Origin of the sequence: Paenibacillus sp. BK720 (genome assembly GCF_011761545.1) — a bacterium.
Lineage (GTDB): Bacteria > Bacillota > Bacilli > Paenibacillales > Paenibacillaceae > Pristimantibacillus.
The window spans coordinates 24,573-41,613 of record NZ_JAASRQ010000008.1 but is presented as its reverse complement, the minus strand read 5'-3'; the positions used below and the strand labels follow the sequence as shown (position 1 = coordinate 41,613).

Sequence of the window (17,041 nt, the reverse complement as noted above, 5' to 3'; positions counted from 1 at the left end):
GAGACCTGAAATGGGAAGCAAGATCCTCGCCGCGGTTAGGAAAACGAACAATATCCGGCTCAAGAACAAGCTGATCATTTCCATCGTGGTCGTGGTGTTCATCCCGGTACTGCTCGTGGGCAGTATCTTGACGGTATCTTATCGTCAGAATGTACTAGATCAGGCTACGAACCAAACCATGAACAACGTGGATAAGATCAAGAAGCAACTAACGGACATTCTTCGGATGCCGATTGAAATATCGCACAACCTGCAAGTCGACGACAGGTTATCCAATTTGGTCAATTCCCACTATGAGACCACTTTCGAACTGGTTACGGCCTATTGGGATTTTCGCTATTTCCGGGACTATGTGCAGCTATACAAGGAAATTTATAACATTCGCTTCTACACGGACCCCCCGATGCCGATCAGCAACTGGTACTTTCTGAACGCGGATGAGTCTGTCAAGAACTCGGACTGGTATCGGGAGGCGCTCAACAACCCCGGTTCGTCCATCGCTTGGCATTACGTCGCGGACGAGACGAAGGAAAATCGCCCGTATCTCAGCCTCGTTCGCAGAATTGATTTTCCGCTTTACCGTTCCCGCGGAGTGCTGGTCATCGATCTGGATCAGAATGAATTGAATGGGCTTCTAAGCCAGGAACCGTTCGATACGATGATTTTCGATTCCCAGGGCCTAATAGTCGCCGCCAAATACCCGCAGTGGGTCGGCCGGAATATCGACAGCATGGATTTCGCCAAGGATTTGAGCGATAAACCGGCTGGAGCCTACGAGTTTAAATACGAGGGAAAACACTCGAAAATTGTGGTGGAGGAGGTGATTCCGCCATACAGCCGGAACGGGCTCAAAGTCGTTTCGGTCTTTCCGATCGACAGTATCGTCAGCGACGCAAACAAGGTCAGCAGGCTGGGGTTTACCATTATTGCGGCCAGTTTGTTCCTCGCGATCGTTCTCATCTACATCACCTCCTCCTTCTTGTCCCGCAGATTGCTTCTGCTTAATAAGGTGTTGAACAAAGTATCCATGGGGAATCTGAACGTACAGTTGGATGTGGACGGAAACGATGAGATTGGCGCCTTATCCAGACAGTTCAACCATATGCTTGCCAGCATCCGGAGCCTGATGGAAGAGGTGAGAGAGTCCCATGTGCACAAAAACTTGCTGGAGCTGCGGCAGCGCGACATCAAGCTGAAGATGATGGCGAGCCAAATCAACCCGCATTTTCTGTTTAATGCGCTGGAGTCCATTCGAATGAAAGCGTTTGTGAAGGGAGATGCGGAAATTTCCAATGTGGTGCATCTCCTGGGGAAACTGATGAGGCGCAGCATTGAAATCGGAGATCGCAAGATCCAGCTCCAGGAAGAGCTTGATAATGTACGCTCCTATTTGGAGCTTCAGAAATTCCGTTTCGAAGACGAACGTTTGACTTACAGGCTTCATCTGGATCCTTCGGCAATGAAAGTGGAGATTCCGCCGCTCATTGTTCAGCCTCTTGTGGAGAATGCCGTGGTGCACGGGCTGGAGGAGGTTGAAGAGAGCGGAATCGTAATCATCGATGCGCGTGTGGAGTCGGATCGGGTAGTGATTGCGGTGGAGGATAACGGGTGCGGCATACCGGAGGATAAAATGCGGGAAATCGAGCATTCCTTTCTGGATATGGAAGATGCGGAGGAGCATCGGATCGGACTCCGCAACGTACATCAGCGCCTTATTCTGACCTACGGAGAAGGGTTCGGGCTAAAGCTGGAATGCCCGCCGGGATCCGGTACCCGCATCACATTTTCCATACCGTTGGGAGGGAATTTACATGTATAAAGTGATTGTGGCCGACGATGAACCGGCGATCCGGAAGGGGCTTCTGAAAATTGTCGATTGGGAAGCGCTTGGCTTCTCCGTAGTAGGAGACGTCTCGAACGGAATAAAAACGGTTGCCCTCCATCAGGAGCTGTCTCCCGAGCTGATCGTCATTGATATCCGGATGCCTCGGATGGATGGCCTTCAAGCGATCCGCGAAATTCGCAAGACGGATGGGGATTGCCAATTTCTTATTTTGAGCGGGTACGCCGATTTTGCCTACGCCAAGCAAGCCATCGAGATGAATGTGAGCGGCTATGTGCTCAAGCCGATTGATGTTGAGGAGTTTAAAGAGGAACTGCTGCGCATCAGAGCCCAACTAGACCGGCTGTCAGGCCGCGCCAAATTGTCCGAAATCCATGCCGATGCGCTGCGGGAGGAACTTATCCTCAAGTTGATCGCCGCCGATCCGGCTGACGCTCAGGAATTGGAAAGCCAACTAATGCCCTTAACCGGCTTCGCAGGGAAATCCAAACAGATTTTGTTGATTGAGGCGGAGGACATCTCTCAAGCAGGACTTGCGTATCTGGAGTCGGTCAAGACGGGATGGCTTGAAGCCGTGGAGACGGAGGGTCTCGGATACGGGTTTCAGGCCGGCCCGTATATCGGATTTCTTTTGAAGGAAGATCTGAAACGGCCCGGCGCCAAAAACGAATGGACTCGGCTTCTGCAAGACGCCTGCGGGCTTAAGCTGGGCTTCACTGCGGCCGCTGGACGGATTGTCTATGAACTTGCGGATATCCGTCAATCGTATGAGGATGCCTTGGGATTGTTAAAGAACCGTTTTCTGCTTGCCGAAGGACAGATCCACATGGTAACGGAACCGGTCTTTAGCCCTATTTCGTCGGAGTCGAACGGACATGCTCCTCAGGATTTGGAGGCTCTCGCTACCAAGCTGTGTTATATGCTGGATCTCGGCAGATGCGAGGGGGTGGCTGAGACGCTTGAGGAAGCGGGAAGAGCACTCGTGGCTTGCGATTCTTCCGAAACCGCGATCAAGAACGGCCTGGCCAAAGTGTTGTCCGTCGCCCTAAGCAAGCTGGCGGCTCTCCATCAAAGCGTCGAAATCCAGGACTATGCGCCGCTGTTTGCCGAGCTTTATCAGCACGCGCATTACGATAGAGTGATGAACGCCGCTTATTCCCAGCTCGCCGAACTGGCGATAAGACTGGGGGGAAACGGCAACCTTCCTGTAGTCAAGCAAGTGATAGATTTTATCCAGCGGCATTACCATGAAAATCTAAAGCTGGAGACGATGGCGGAGATTTACAATTACAACAAGGGGTATTTGGGCAGAATGTTCAAGCAGCACACGGGAGATTCCTTCCATACCTACTTGGATAAGGTCCGGATTCAGCAAGCAATCCAGCTTCTAAAGGAAGGGCATAAGGTTTACGAGGTCTCGGAGCTCGTAGGTTATCCGAATGTGGATTATTTCCATTGCAAATTCAAGAAATATGTAGGAGCTTCCCCTTCTTCGATCAAAGGGGCTCCTCCAAAGGCCAAGACCATTTCGCTGGAAACATCCTAGATTTTTTTAGAATGGAGCGGCATTCATGAAAGTCAGCAAAACAAAAGTGGCAGGCCTTGTCATGATCGGAGCACTTCTTGTATCCAACGGCTGCAGCAACCGATCGGACTCCGGTAGCTCCGGCGGTCCCGACGCATCGCCGAACAAAGATCTCACACCACAAACAATCACTATAGCATTTGGTGACTTCAACCCTTTATGGGACGACATGCAAAGCGAGGTCGGCAAGCTCATAACGGAAAAAACCGGCATCTCGCTCAAAGCGCAATTCCCGATGAACGGCAATGATAGGGATATGTTCGAGCTAATGGTGGCAAGCAGCGAATATCCGGACATGGTTTGGGCCAAAGGCAGCGTAGGCGAGCTGAAGGACGCCGGCGCTTTGATCGATTTGACGCCGCTCATTGAAGAGCATGCGCCGAACATCAAAAAGGTATATGGCGAATACATGAAACGTTTGCGCTGGAGCAATGACGATCATGGCATATATGTCCTGCCGACAGCACCGGTAAACCAAACCTACTTCAAGGCGGGAAGCGGCTTCTCGCTGCAGCACGCCGTGCTGAAGGAACAGAACTATCCACAGATCAAGACGGTGCGGGATTTCGAGAATGCTCTCAAAGCTTATTACGGCAAACACAAGACCACGGCCGACGGTCAACCGATCATTCCCTTGTCCCTGAACGGAGGGGAATGGCAGTTTTTGATCAGCGTAACCAACCCGGCCGTCGCAACGACCGGTGCGCCGGATGAAGGCGAATTTTATATCGACCCGGATACTTATGAGGCGAAGCTCCATTACCTGCGCCCGGAAGAGAAGGAATACTTCCGATGGTTGAATCATATGCACGACATCGGCTTGCTGGACCCTGAGAGCTTCGTCCAGAAGTATGATCAGTACAGGGCGAAGATTGCCAGCGGGCGCGTTCTGGGACTCATCGACATGGATTGGGATTTCGCCGGTGAAGTAGCGGTATTGAGGAAGGAGGACAAGTTCGACCAAACCTACGCTAACTTCCCGGTTACCTTGAATGAAACCTACAAGAGACATGACTTCCAGCGTTACGGATATTTGGCGGGGATCGGCATCTCGATCACGAAGAGCGCCAAAGACCCGGTTCGCGTGATCAAGTTTCTCGATTTTCTGGCGTCCGATGAAGGGCAAGTACTGCTCAACTGGGGAATTGAAGGCAAGCATTACAAGGTGGAAAACGGCAAACGCGTCATTCCGGAAGATATTCTGAATAAGAAAGTTAATGACAACGGGAACTTTAGAAAAACGACCGGCATAGATATGTATCGATTTGGACCAAGCTACGGCGACGGCGTGAAGGACCCGACGGGCAATTATTACACCACTGTCTTCCCTGAACAAATCGAGAAGGGGTACACCCAGGCGGAAAAGGAAACATTGGCCGCATACCATATTAAAAGCTACAATGATCTGTGGCCGTCCGAGAAAGAGTTCCCGGTTAGACCGTGGGGAGCGGCATGGAACATCAACATGAAGACCGGCTCTGAAGCGAATGTCATCTTCCGAAAGTGCCAGGATATTATGAAGAGGCGCATTACCGAAGCGATTTTGGCAGAGCCGGAACAATTCGACGCCATTTGGGACGACTTCATGAAGGAGCTGGAAAAAGCGGGCGTTGAGAAGCTGAACGAAGAGTTTACCAAGCTGGTGAAGGAACGCGTGAAGCTTTGGAATGAATAAGCGGCTAACTAAGTTTACGGAGTAAAAAAGGCATCCAATCCCTTTTTTTGGGGATGTGGATGCTTTTTTTTTTTGGCTTTAATGCTGCCTATCTCTTGGATTTCTATGTTCATTTCGTTTCTATGATACTAGTTATGAAAGCGTTTGAAAGTATTTATTTTGATATGATTTTAGGTTCATTTTATCGGGTGCAATGGAAGGGTCTCTATCGTTTATGATAATTACAAATAAGAGAGGATAAGCAATCGCATGTAAAAAGGAAGCTTACGAAGCTAGGAGGAGCACAAATGAAACCGTTAACAGAAGTTGCCCCGGAAGCAGGACCGACGCTCAAAAGGAACCGATTCTGGTTCAAAGCATTCCAGCAGCGTTACTTGTACATGATGTCACTTCCATTCGTAGCATGGATAATTATTTTTAGTTATGTGCCTGTATGGGGCTGGCTTACCGCTTTTCAAAACTACAAACCGAAAAATTCGATTCTAGATCAGAAATGGGCCGGCTTTGAGAATTTCGTTGAATTATTCCAAGATGAAAGATTTTATATTGTTCTGCGAAATACGCTGGCCATGAGTACGATGGGACTAATTGCAGGCTTCGCGGTTCCTGTTATATTCGCATTATTGCTAAATGAAATAAAAGGTCAGTTTTTCAAACGGTCGGTTCAAACGATATCGTATTTGCCTCACTTTGTTTCATGGGTTGTTGTAGCCGGACTCGTATATAAGATGCTTTCGACAGACGGCGGAGCGGTTAACCAATTGCTCATGTGGCTTCATATTATCGACCAGCCTATTCAGTTTATGGCTAAAGGCCATTTGTTCTGGGGAATTGTAACCGCTTCAGATTTATGGAAGGAAACAGGCTGGAACTCGATTATTTTCCTGGCAGCGATGGCAGGCATCGATCCCGAGCTTTACGAAGCGTCAACGGTTGACGGGGCAGGCAGATTCCGCAAAATGTGGCATATCACCCTGCCTGGTATTCGTACAACCTTCATGGTCCTTTTCATCTTGTCGATTGGACACTTAATCAGTATCGGATTCGAGAAGCAGTTCTTGCTTGGCAATCCGCTGGTAGCTGATTATTCAGAAGTATTCGATCTGTATGCGCTCAAGTACGGCATTCAAATGAGCCGATATTCGTACGGTACGGCAATCGGTATAGTTAATTCCGTAGTCAGCATTCTATTGGTGTTTATCGCGAACGGAATATACAAGAGAGTCACCAAAGAAACCGTCATATAGGAGGCGCGGCATATGCAAGGAGTTGTTCAAAAAAATATTGGCGATAAAATCTTTGACCTATTCGTCTATGTATTCATGACGATGGTAGCTCTTGTAACCTTATATCCGTTTTTAAATGTACTCGCGATTTCATTTAACGATTCGGTGGATACCGTACGAGGCGGTCTGACGATCTACCCGCGAGAATTTACCTTAAGAAACTATGAAACGATCTTCGGCTTTGAGGGCTTGGTTACCGGCTTTAAAAACACTGTCATTCGTACGGTAATCGGTACGGCAATCGGGGTTGTGGCAGCGTCCATGATGGCATACACGTTAAGCCGTCCCGATTTTCAGTCCAGAAGATGGATGTCGGTTCTGTTCGCTCTCACGATGTATTTTTCAGGCGGACTCATTCCGGGCTTCCTATTGATGAAATACCTAGGCTTGATCGGAACCTTTTACGTTTATATCATTCCTGCACTGCTCAGCGTTTGGAACGTGTTCGTTATCCGCTCGTATATCGACGGACTTCCGTATGCGCTTCAAGAATCGGCGAAAATTGACGGCGCAAATGATTGGACTATATTTTGGAGAATTATTCTTCCGCTTTGTCAACCCGTATTGGCGACAATCGCATTGTTCATTGCTGTCGGACATTGGAATTCCTGGTTTGATACGTACTTGTTCAATAACAGGAATCCGGAAAATACGACGCTTCAGTATGAACTTATGAAAGTGCTGTTATCTACGCAGACGGGCAGCAACTACCGCGACCCGAACGCACAGCAAGCGATGGCGGCGGTATCGCCCGAATCCATTAAGATGGCGATTACGATCGTCGTTACCGTACCGATCTTGCTCGTATATCCATTCCTTCAAAAGTATTTTGTCAAAGGAATGACGCTTGGCGCGGTAAAAAGCTAATTCTAGTAATAGCAGGTTTCCTGTTATATACATGCACATCACGCACGGGAAAAAAGGGAGGCTTAACGAAATGAAAAGAAAGATTCAAATGGCACTTAGCTTGATGTTGGCACTCGTATTCGTATTCGTCACAGCATGCAGCAATTCGAATAATGAAGGCGGTAACAACACGAAAGAAACAACAAATGCAACAAATGAGCCGGCAGCGGAGCCGATTACGGTTCGCTTGGCAGCCGGTAACAACCCGAACTGGGATGACATGCAATCCGATGTCGGCAAATTTATTAAAGAAAAAACAGGCATTACCATTAAACAAGAATTCCCTGTCGGCGGTACCGACACTGACATGTTCGCGCTTATGGTAGCAAGCGATGAGTACCCGGATCTGGTAATGCCGGGCGGCAGCACTGGCAAATTGGTTGATGCAGGCGCTTTGATCGACCTTCGCCCATTGATCGAAGAGTATGGTCCTAACATTAAAAAGGTTTACGGCGAATATTATAACCGTCTTCGTTGGAGCAAAGATGATGACGCGATTTATACGCTTTCGCTGACCGGCGTTGGTCATACGTACTTTGATTCAGGCAGCGGTTTCCAATTGCAGCACCAAGTGCTTGAAGCAGCCGGGTACCCGAAAATCAAAACCGTTAAGGATTACGAAGCTGCAATCAAAGCATATATAGAGAAAAATCCAAAAACGGCAGACGGCCAACCGAATATCGGCTTGTCTCTTAACGGCGGGGAATGGCAAATTCTGATTTCCGCAACAAACCCTGCGTTCTTGGCAACCGGCGCTCCGGACGATGGCGAATTCTTCATTAACCAAGATACTTATGAAGCAATCATGCACTACCAGCGTCCTGAAGAAAGAGAATACTTCCGTTGGCTGAATCACATGAACGATATCGGCCTGCTTGATAAAGAAAGCTTCGTTCAAAAATACGATCAATACAAAGCAAAAATCGCTTCCGGCCGCGTTCTGGGTCTTATCGACCAAAACTGGGATTACGGCCAAGCTGAGAACGCTTTGAAAGCTGAAGGCAAATTTGCTTCGACATACGCTCGTTTCCCTGTAACATTGAACGAAACTTACCAGGATCATTCCTTCGCAAGTACGGGTTACCTTCCAGCCCTCGGAATCGGTATTACGAAGGATGCTCAAGATCCGGTTCGTTTGATCAAATTCCTGGACTACCTTGCTTCCGATGAAGGCCAAGTGCTTTTAAACTGGGGGATTGAAGGCAAGCATTACAATGTGGTAGACGGCAAACGCGTCATTCCGGCCGATGTGCTAGAGCAGAAAACAAACGATAACAACAAATTTACGAAAACAACGGGTATCGGCAACTACAACCTATCCGCCCGTTACGGCGACGGCGTGAAGGATCCGTCCGGAAACTACTATACGACGACATTCCCTGAGCAGATCCAAGCAACTTACTCGGAAGAAGACAAAAAGACGCTGTCAGCTTACGGCGCAACGACTTACAAGGACCTGTGGCCTTCTAATGATGCGTTCCCTGAACGCAAATACGGCGCGGCATGGACGCTTTCGTTCGAAACGGGCTCCAAGGCGAACGTTATTTTCCAGAAAACGCAGGATATTATGAAGAAACGCATACCTGAAGCGATTCTGGCGAAGCCGGAAGATTTCGATAAGATCTATGATCAGTTCCTGAAGGACCTGGAAGACGCAGGCGTTTCGAAGCTGAATGAAGAAGTTACAAAGATGGTGAAGGACCGCGTTGAACTTTGGTCGAAATAAGCGCAAGGCGTTAGCTATTCGTTTATAAGGAAGGATTGCCTTTGACTGGTTTACTGGTTTTGGGCAATTCTATTTTACTGGCATGATGCACTCTACTATTACAAATTACGATTGGAATGCTTTTAACCTGACTAAATCATGCTACACCAATGTCCAAATAATCAAGGTTCAATATTCAACCTGTTGATAAAGTAGTTATGCAAGGAAACATGCGAGACGAGGAGGGGTGGTTATCGAAAATTGAAAACGTTTTCATGCATCGGCTTTCAACAAGGGCAAGTGGCATGAACGCAAGAAGAAAACGATTGAAGAAGGAGACAAGCTTGATGAAAACAAGGAAAAAGTCGCGTGGATTCACCAAACAAATCATATCCTTATGCAAGTCCGCTTCACTTCTGGTAACGGCCGCCGCGTTGACGGTAAGCATGAGTTCTTCGTTGACTACGGTCCCCGGCAAGGCATTCGCAGCGGATTCGATCGGAAGCGCAGCAACAGCTGTACAGTCGGACATCGTGCCGGTGAAATCGCAAGCCTATGATTGGGGCAGGGTGAAGATCGTCGGAGGCGGACTCATCCCGGGCATTATTTTCAACGAGAAGGAGAAGGATCTCATCTATGCCCGCACGGACATGGGAGGCGCGTATCGCTGGGACCCGACGACCAAGACGTGGATTCAGCTGCTGGAATGGGTGAGCAAGGAAGACTGGAACCTGTCTGGCGTGGAGAGTATAGCTACCGACCCTGTCGATCCGAACCGCGTGTACATAGCGGCCGGCACCTACTCGAACGATTGGGTGCAAACGAACGGTTACATCCTTCGTTCGCAGGACCGCGGGCAAACCTGGGAAAAGACGGAAATGCCGTTCAAGTTCGGCGGCAACATGCCCGGCCGGACCATGGGCGAACGTCTGGTTATCGACCCGAACGATAACCGGATCCTCTACTTGGGAGCCCGCAACGGAAACGGATTGTGGAAGAGCGAGGACTATGGAGCGACATGGCATAAGGTGAGCAGCTTCACTCCAGTCGGCGACGTGGAGGATGGCTACGGCGGCAAAGTCGGCCCCGTATGGGTCACCTTTGATCCTTCGACGGGCTCCGCAGGCCATGCGACGCAGACGATTTATGTCGGCTTGGCGGACAGGCAGACGAGCATTTACAAGTCGGTCGACGGCGGTGCTACCTGGGAACCGGTGGCGGGCCAGCCGAAGCAGGGATTCCTGCCCCACCACGGAACGCTGGGTTCCAATGGTATGCTGTATATAACGTACAACTCGGAGCTTGGACCGTTCGAAGGCGGCAAAAGCGGTTCGGTATGGAAGCTCGATACGAAGACAGGCGAGTGGACGGATATCAGCCCGGGCGGAGCCGGCGTTACGAGCAATCAGTACGGCGGCCTTGCCGTCGACGCTCAGCATCCCGATACACTGATGGTCGCGACGTTGAACAATTGGTGGCCGGATAACCAGATTCACCGCAGTACGGACGGCGGTCAAACATGGAAACCATTTTGGCAGTTCACCGCGTATCCGAAGCGCGACAACCGGTACACGATCGATTATTCGATCTCGCCATGGCTCGATTGGGGCGTTCAGCGCGATCCGGAGACCGATCCGGTCACCTCGCCAACGCTTGGCTGGGGAATAGGCGACCTGGAGATCGATCCGTTCAACTCCGACCGGATCATGTACGGCACCGGGGCGACGCTGTACGGCTCGGAGGACATGACCAATTTCGACAAGGGCGAGAAAATCCGGATCTCCGTCATGGCGAACGGGATTGAAGAGAACGGAATTTTGGGCTTGATCAGTCCTCCATCCGGGGCGCCGTTGATCAGCGCGATGGGCGATCTCGGAGGGTTCCGTCATGAAGACCTGAATACGTCGCCGCATACGCTCAGGAATCCTGATCTCACTGTCGGCACCGACCTGGACTATGCGGAGACGAATCCGAACTTGATCGTGCGAGTCGGCCATACCCTTTCAATGAACCCAGAGGACGCGCGGATGGGCGTATCGACGGACAACGGCATCACCTGGACGCCGGCGGCAAATGCCTGGCAGGCGGAGAACGGCGACAGAACGGACGGAGGATCGGTTGCGGTCGGAGCGAACGGCCATACAATCGTATGGGCTCCGAAGCCGGATGGCAGCGCCGTTCGGCCGGTAAGCTTCTCTACCGACCTTGGCAAGACGTGGACCGCCTCGATAGGCATCCCTCAAGGCGCGAGCGTCTCTTCGGACCGCGTCAATCCGGACAAGTTTTACGGTTTCCTTGACGGGACGTTCTATGTCAGTACGGACGGCGGCGCCAACTTCTCGTCCGCGGCTTCCGGACTGCCGAATAATCTAAGCGGCAAGTTCAAGGCTGCTCCTACGGCCGAAGGCGATATCTGGCTTGCCAGCTCGGAAGGACTATTCCGTTCAACGGATTCAGGAGCGAGCTTTACGAAAGTAAACGGCGTCGACGAGGCTCTATCCGTCGGTTTCGGCAAAGAAGCGCCGGGCAAAACGTATAAAACAATCTATGCCGCTTTGAAAGTGAACGGCGGCAAGCTCGGGTTCTACCGTTCGGAGGACGAAGGCGCGAGCTGGATCCGCATGAATGACGATCAGCATCAATTCGCGAATGTAGAGGCGACGATTACGGGCGACGGACAAGTGTACGGCCGGGTTTATATCGGAACGAACGGTATGGGCATCGTGCGCGGCGATATTAAACAGGGTGCTGCGGTGCAAGGGCTCCATGTGAACGATTTGACGGTTGAGGCCGGCAAATCGGCTGCACTCGCTCCGGTATTCGACGGCGGCGCATCCAGCCGTCCGGTCGTCTGGTCATCGAGCGACGCATCCGTTGCGAGCGTCTCGGGAGAACAGGTAACCGGACTGAAGCCGGGGACGGCAGCGATTGCCGCGGTAAGCGCGGACGGCCAATACGCCGCCACGGCAGTCGTCACCGTCAAGCCGGCAACCACGATGCGGGAAATCACAACAATGGAGCTTGTCAAGGAAATGGGAATCGGCATTAATTTGGGCAACACGTTTGAGTCCACAGGCGACTGGATTAACGACACCAGTGTTTCGAATTATGAAACGGCCTGGGGCAGTCCCATTATTACGAAGGAAATGATTAAAGGTTATGCAAACGAAGGTTTCGGCGTCCTTCGAATTCCCGTATCGTGGTCCAATATGATGGGCGAGGATTACGCGATCAATGCTGACTATCTGGCCCGGGTAAAAGAAGTTGTGGATTGGGCGCGGGATAGCGGTATGTATGTGATTCTGAATCTTCACTGGGACGGCGGCTGGTTTGAGAAGTTTCCGACAGAAAAAGAAGAATCGATGCACAAATATACACGCATATGGACGCAGCTGACGGAAGCTTTTAAAAACTATGACGATCATCTGATGTTCGAGTCTTTCAATGAAGAAGGCATATGGTTTGATTTATGGAACTTTTACAGCGGTCAAGACACTGTTGTCGACGGCAGAAAAAAAGCCTATGCGTTGCTGAATGAGATCAATCAGACCTTTGTAGATATTGTGCGCGGTTCGGGAGGCAACAATGAACGACGACATCTGTTGATTGGCGGGTATGGAACCGATTTTGAGAAAACCGTTGATGAACTCTTTAAGATGCCAAACGATCCTCAAAATCGCTGTGCTGTATCGGTCCATTATTACACTCCTTCCGTATTCGCCATTCTCGATGAAGACGCGAGCTGGGGAAAAGCGCGCACGGAATGGGGAACGGATGAAGACTTCGCTGAGCTAAACAGGCTTATGGATTTGGTGAAAACACGTTTCATCGACAAAGGCATCCCCGTTATCATGGGGGAGTTTGGCGTAGCTACAAAAAATAAGACGCAAGAAATGATACGGCTCTATCTTACGTCGGTGGCCAAGGCCGCATATTCTCGGGGAATTACCCCGGTTTTATGGGATGTCACAAATGTATTTTACAACCGGGATAAAGCTGAAATGAATGATAAAGTACTCCTTGAGCAGCTAATGGCTGTCAAGAGTGCGACGGGGCAAACGCCTAATTCGGCCCCATCCGTCTCGATCACCTCGTATCAGGATGGACAGGCGATCAATCTGAACAGTCCGCAGCTTAACTGGACGTTCCTTGATGCCGACGATGCGGATGTTCAGGCTGCTTATCAGGTTCAAGCCTCCAGCAACGGTTGGGAGACGGTTGATGCGGACAGCGGCGAACTGGCGGGCGCATCCGGTTTATACACTTTGAATGGATTGGCGGACGGAGATTGGTCGATTAGGGTTCGTGCGATGGATAATCGTGGCGCTTGGTCGGATTGGGCGTATAGAAGCTTGATCATTGATAAGGTCTCTCCTAGGTTGAATGTTGTCCTGGATAAGGAAACCTTGTGGCCGGCCAACAACAAGCTGGTTAAAGTAACGGCGATTGTTGAAACGGGGGATGAGCTGTCTCAGGTGGAACTGCTGTCCATTACGCCGAGCGTAGCCGTCGACCGCTACGAATCCATGGTACAGGAAGCAGATTTCGGCACACTCGATACGGAATTTAAGCTGCTGGCCAAAAAAGCAATGGGTAATGAGCCTCTTGTCTATACGATTACTTATAGAGCAACAGATCAAGCAGGGAATGTAACGGAAGCATCTGCCACTGTTACGGTTCCCCATGATCAAGGGAAAAAATAACCTACATACCGGTGATATCCGATGGATTTTGAAGCCGTTTCGAATGAAAGCTGTTCGAACAGCGCCATCAAGTTTTGCGAATCTTGGCCGAACCAGAATGAAGGGCTTCGATGGCTTAAAACTGAAACGCTATCTGGAAATTTACCAGAATGCGTACGACAAAATGGCAAAGTAACGGAGATCATGCCGAGACAACCAATTAGGAGGTTTTTCGTTTGCTGAAGACAGAAATGGCTAAGGGTCCCTACGAACCAACCTTTGATTCATTGCGGACGTTCGAATGCCCGGACTGGTTCCGGGACGCCAAGCTTGGCATCTGGTCGCACTGGGGCGCTCAATCGGTCCCGATGTACGGAGACTGGTACGCGCGCAACCTTTACGTCGAAGGCTCGGAACAGTACCGCTATCACGTCCGGCACTACGGGCATCCGTCTCAATTTGGCTACAAAGACATCGTGCAGCTGTGGAAAGCCGAGAAGTTCGATCCCGAAGAGCTGATGGACTTGTACGCAGCGGCAGGAGCTAAATACTTCGTAGCGCAAGCGATGCACCACGACAACTTTTTCAATTACGACTCCAAGATCCATCGGTGGAATTCCGTGAACATGGGGCCTAAAAAGGATATCGTCGCGCTGTGGAAGCAGGCTGCAGTGAAACGGGGCCTTCCGTTTGGCCTTACCGAACACCTGGGCGCTACGTTCAGTTGGTTTCATTGGAACAAAGGACAGGACAAGGAAGGACCGTATAAAGGCGTTCCCTATGACGGCAATGATCCCGAGTACGAGGATCTGTACTTGCCAAACCGCGAGCATCATGACCCGGATAAGAAAATGTACGATCTGGACCCGTGGTATACGCCGAATCAATGGTGGCATCAGCGATGGTTCGACATCGTTAAGGAAGTCATCGACCTGTATCAACCGGATCTCCTGTACTCGGACGGCGTGCTGCCGTTTGTCAACACATGGGACAAACCGGATTTTAATCCCGATCATCCCGATTATCAGGCGGGGCTGCACGCAGTCGCGCACCTGTACAACACGAGCGCGTCGCTTAACGGCGGCGTAAACAGGGCGGTGTATAACCAGAAGGACCGCAAGAAAGAGATTTACAGCATCGGCGTGATGGATATCGAGCGCAGCCAAGAGCCGGATATCAAACCGGAACCGTGGCAGACGGACACCTGCCTGGGCGACTGGTTCTACAATGTAAGGTCCGTCTACAAGAAGCCAGGGCACGTCATCGAGATGTTTGTAGATATCATTGCCAAGAACGGCAATCTGCTGTTGAACATTCCGCAGAAGCCCGATGGCACGATCGACGATGAATGCAGGTACATCCTGAAGGAAATGGCGCGGTGGATTGAAGCCTGCGGGGAAGGTGTGTATGGAACCCGGCCGTTCCGCGTGTCGGGCGAAGGCGGCACTCGCGTCGTTATTGATCACTTTAAGGAAGACAAGGCGGAGTGGACCGCATCGGATTTCCGGTTCACGCAGAAAGGCAGCACAGTCTATGCGTTCCAGATGGGTGTGCCGAAAGACCGTCTTGCCGTAATCCGAACGTTCGGTTCGGAGGAGAAGGTGAAGAACGTGCGATTGCTCGGTGCCGGAGAAGTGCCGTTCCAGCAATCGTTCGGCGCGCTCGTCGTTTCGCTGCCGGAGTCGCTGCCGACGGAATACGTCAACTGCCTTGCCATTGAAATTTAAATATAGGCTTGAATGGAGAAAAGAGCAAAGAATATGTTTGCTCTTTTTCTTTTTGACCAAGATTGAGTTCAAATAGCATCGGGATACGCTGGTCCGGTGATAACCGAAAGAGGCCACGAAGGACCAAATGTGTTTCGCTTAAAAGGGTATTATTGGGTTATCATTGACGAATGGAGAGGGCAAGTGTTCTCCGTTCCGATGATCTTACGACATGGGAACGGAACGATATCATTCTCGACCAGCCTGGCAAACGTTCGGATGACGGGACGATTGGCCTTCACGCGGATGTGGTCGTGCAAGGAGAAGAAGGATAGTGTCTTTTATTTTACTCATCCTGGCCGTGTGAATGGGCATCATGAAGATTCGAACAGCTATGAATTGCGCCGCTCGTCCATTCAGGTTGCCAAGCTGGAGGTTGTGGACGGAGTATTGATCTGCGACCGCGACAAGGAGTTCGAGTTGAAGCTTGGAGCGGATGATCGATAAGATATGAGGGAACCTCCTCTAAACCCGATTCCGGAATAGATGGAGGTCTATATCATGCTACTTTTTGTCCTTTAAATACAGGTTTTAGTGTTATAACATCGACTATAATCCCTATTGGAGGAGAAGAAATGTAAGATATCAGGTGTGATTAGAATAGTCAGTCAGCACGGGGAAAATGCGGGTTTAATATGGACGCCGATTGAAACTCTTATTTTAAGCTCATTGAAGCACGATTCTGGTATTTTTCGAGGCAGTGGCCCACAATTTGTTATAAAGAAAGCTGTAAAAGATCAAGAATCGATTTTAGGAGGAGTCATAATGGGAAACGTAAGCATTCGATTCGACCGGTTTCCGGGAGGGCTACGCAAGGCGGTCGTGTTTAGTTTTGACGATGGCCGCGAGCAAGACAGGAGACTGGTACAGGCTTTTAACCGATACGGGCTCAAAGGAACGTTCCATCTGAATTCCGGCAAATTCGGCCAGGAAGGATACATCAATGCCGAAGAAGTAGCGGACTTATATCGCGGCCACGAGATTTCGGCCCATTCCGTCACTCACCCGTTCCTGGAGCAGTCTCCGGATGAACAGATCGCGGAGGAACTGATCGCGGACCGCCGAAATTTGGAAGCGATTGCGGGATACCCTGTACGCGGCATGAGCTATCCGTTCGGCACCTACAATGACCGCGTCGTGCACGCGCTGCCGGTGCTCGGCATCGAATATGCCCGCACCGTCCAGAGCCACGGCCGCTTCCACATGCCGGATGATCCGCTGAGATGGCATCCGACCTGTCACCACAAGGACATGGTCGGGAAGGCGGAACAGCTGCTATCGTCCAATCCATATTTTAGTCGGATGGAGCTATTGTTCATTTGGGGTCACAGCTACGAGTTTGACAACGATGACAACTGGGAGCTGGTAGACAAGACGGGTGAGCTGCTCGGCGGCGAGGAGTCGGTCTGGAAAGCGACGATGACGGACATTGTATCCTATCAGAATGCGCTCAAAGCGCTCCGTTTCTCGGTTGATAGAAGCTTGGTGCATAATCCGAACGCCCTTGAGGTTTGGGTTAGCGCAGACGGAGAAGTCGTCCGTATTGCGGCAGGCGAAACGAAAAGGCTGCGATAGCAAGCGATTGATTAAACC

At 50.5% G+C, this 17,041-nt stretch carries 12 protein-coding genes; all 12 read left to right on the top strand.

Annotated elements, in window-relative coordinates; genetic code table 11:
* Nucleotides 1-10: 10 nt before the first annotated feature.
* Nucleotides 11-1,819 (top strand): sensor histidine kinase, encoded by a 1,809-nt coding sequence (locus FHT67_RS26795; RefSeq protein ID WP_167201910.1) that lies wholly within the window; start codon nt 11-13, stop codon nt 1,817-1,819.
* Complete coding sequence (locus FHT67_RS26790) at nt 1,812-3,389, top strand: response regulator (RefSeq protein WP_167201909.1); 1,578 nt, start codon at nt 1,812-1,814, stop codon at nt 3,387-3,389. The genes FHT67_RS26795 and FHT67_RS26790 overlap by 8 nt, the downstream gene beginning before the upstream one ends.
* 25 nt (nt 3,390-3,414) lie before the next feature.
* On the top strand, nt 3,415-5,103 hold the full coding sequence (locus FHT67_RS26785; protein ID WP_167201908.1) for an ABC transporter substrate-binding protein: 1,689 nt from the start codon (nt 3,415-3,417) through the stop codon (nt 5,101-5,103).
* 287 nt (nt 5,104-5,390) lie between these two features.
* Complete coding sequence (locus FHT67_RS26780) at nt 5,391-6,350, top strand: ABC transporter permease (protein ID WP_132312204.1); 960 nt, start codon at nt 5,391-5,393, stop codon at nt 6,348-6,350.
* A 12-nt stretch (nt 6,351-6,362) separates the two neighbouring features.
* Nucleotides 6,363-7,256 carry a carbohydrate ABC transporter permease gene (locus FHT67_RS26775; protein ID WP_167201907.1) on the top strand — a complete coding sequence of 298 codons (894 nt, stop codon included), beginning with the start codon at nt 6,363-6,365 and terminating at the stop codon, nt 7,254-7,256.
* A 70-nt stretch (nt 7,257-7,326) separates the two neighbouring features.
* Nucleotides 7,327-9,021, top strand: coding sequence for an ABC transporter substrate-binding protein (locus FHT67_RS26770; protein WP_167201906.1), 1,695 nt, complete (start codon nt 7,327-7,329; stop codon nt 9,019-9,021).
* Between the two features lie 425 nt (nt 9,022-9,446).
* Nucleotides 9,447-13,703 carry a cellulase family glycosylhydrolase gene (locus FHT67_RS29800; protein WP_243867517.1) on the top strand — a complete coding sequence of 1,419 codons (4,257 nt, stop codon included), beginning with the start codon at nt 9,447-9,449 and terminating at the stop codon, nt 13,701-13,703.
* A complete protein-coding gene (locus FHT67_RS29795) occupies nt 13,684-13,878 on the top strand; it encodes a hypothetical protein (RefSeq protein ID WP_208403607.1) in 195 nt (64 codons plus the stop codon). Before FHT67_RS29800 ends, FHT67_RS29795 begins: the two co-directional genes overlap by 20 nt.
* 40 nt (nt 13,879-13,918) lie before the next feature.
* Complete coding sequence (locus FHT67_RS26755; protein ID WP_243711802.1) at nt 13,919-15,409, top strand: alpha-L-fucosidase; 1,491 nt, start codon at nt 13,919-13,921, stop codon at nt 15,407-15,409.
* Nucleotides 15,410-15,579: 170 nt separating this feature from the next.
* A complete protein-coding gene (locus tag FHT67_RS29790; RefSeq protein ID WP_208403605.1) occupies nt 15,580-15,723 on the top strand; it encodes a hypothetical protein in 144 nt (47 codons plus the stop codon).
* A gap of 28 nt (nt 15,724-15,751) precedes the next feature.
* A complete protein-coding gene (locus FHT67_RS29785) occupies nt 15,752-15,895 on the top strand; it encodes a hypothetical protein (protein ID WP_208403603.1) in 144 nt (47 codons plus the stop codon).
* A gap of 318 nt (nt 15,896-16,213) precedes the next feature.
* Nucleotides 16,214-17,023: a polysaccharide deacetylase family protein gene (locus FHT67_RS26745; RefSeq protein ID WP_167201904.1), complete on the top strand. Its 810-nt coding sequence runs from the start codon at nt 16,214-16,216 to the stop codon at nt 17,021-17,023.
* Nucleotides 17,024-17,041: the final 18 nt, after the last annotated feature.

Coding starts and splice junctions, on each gene's coding strand:
- FHT67_RS29795 (WP_208403607.1), top strand. CDS start 13,684: ATGATCAAGGGAAAAAATAACCTACATACCGGTGATATCCGATGGATT.
- FHT67_RS26775 (WP_167201907.1), top strand. CDS start 6,363: ATGCAAGGAGTTGTTCAAAAAAATATTGGCGATAAAATCTTTGACCTA.
- FHT67_RS29790 (WP_208403605.1), top strand. CDS start 15,580: ATGGAGAGGGCAAGTGTTCTCCGTTCCGATGATCTTACGACATGGGAA.
- FHT67_RS29800 (WP_243867517.1), top strand. CDS start 9,447: ATGAGTTCTTCGTTGACTACGGTCCCCGGCAAGGCATTCGCAGCGGAT.
- FHT67_RS26770 (WP_167201906.1), top strand. CDS start 7,327: ATGAAAAGAAAGATTCAAATGGCACTTAGCTTGATGTTGGCACTCGTA.
- FHT67_RS26780 (WP_132312204.1), top strand. CDS start 5,391: ATGAAACCGTTAACAGAAGTTGCCCCGGAAGCAGGACCGACGCTCAAA.
- FHT67_RS26785 (WP_167201908.1), top strand. CDS start 3,415: ATGAAAGTCAGCAAAACAAAAGTGGCAGGCCTTGTCATGATCGGAGCA.
- FHT67_RS26795 (WP_167201910.1), top strand. CDS start 11: ATGGGAAGCAAGATCCTCGCCGCGGTTAGGAAAACGAACAATATCCGG.
- FHT67_RS26745 (WP_167201904.1), top strand. CDS start 16,214: ATGGGAAACGTAAGCATTCGATTCGACCGGTTTCCGGGAGGGCTACGC.
- FHT67_RS26790 (WP_167201909.1), top strand. CDS start 1,812: ATGTATAAAGTGATTGTGGCCGACGATGAACCGGCGATCCGGAAGGGG.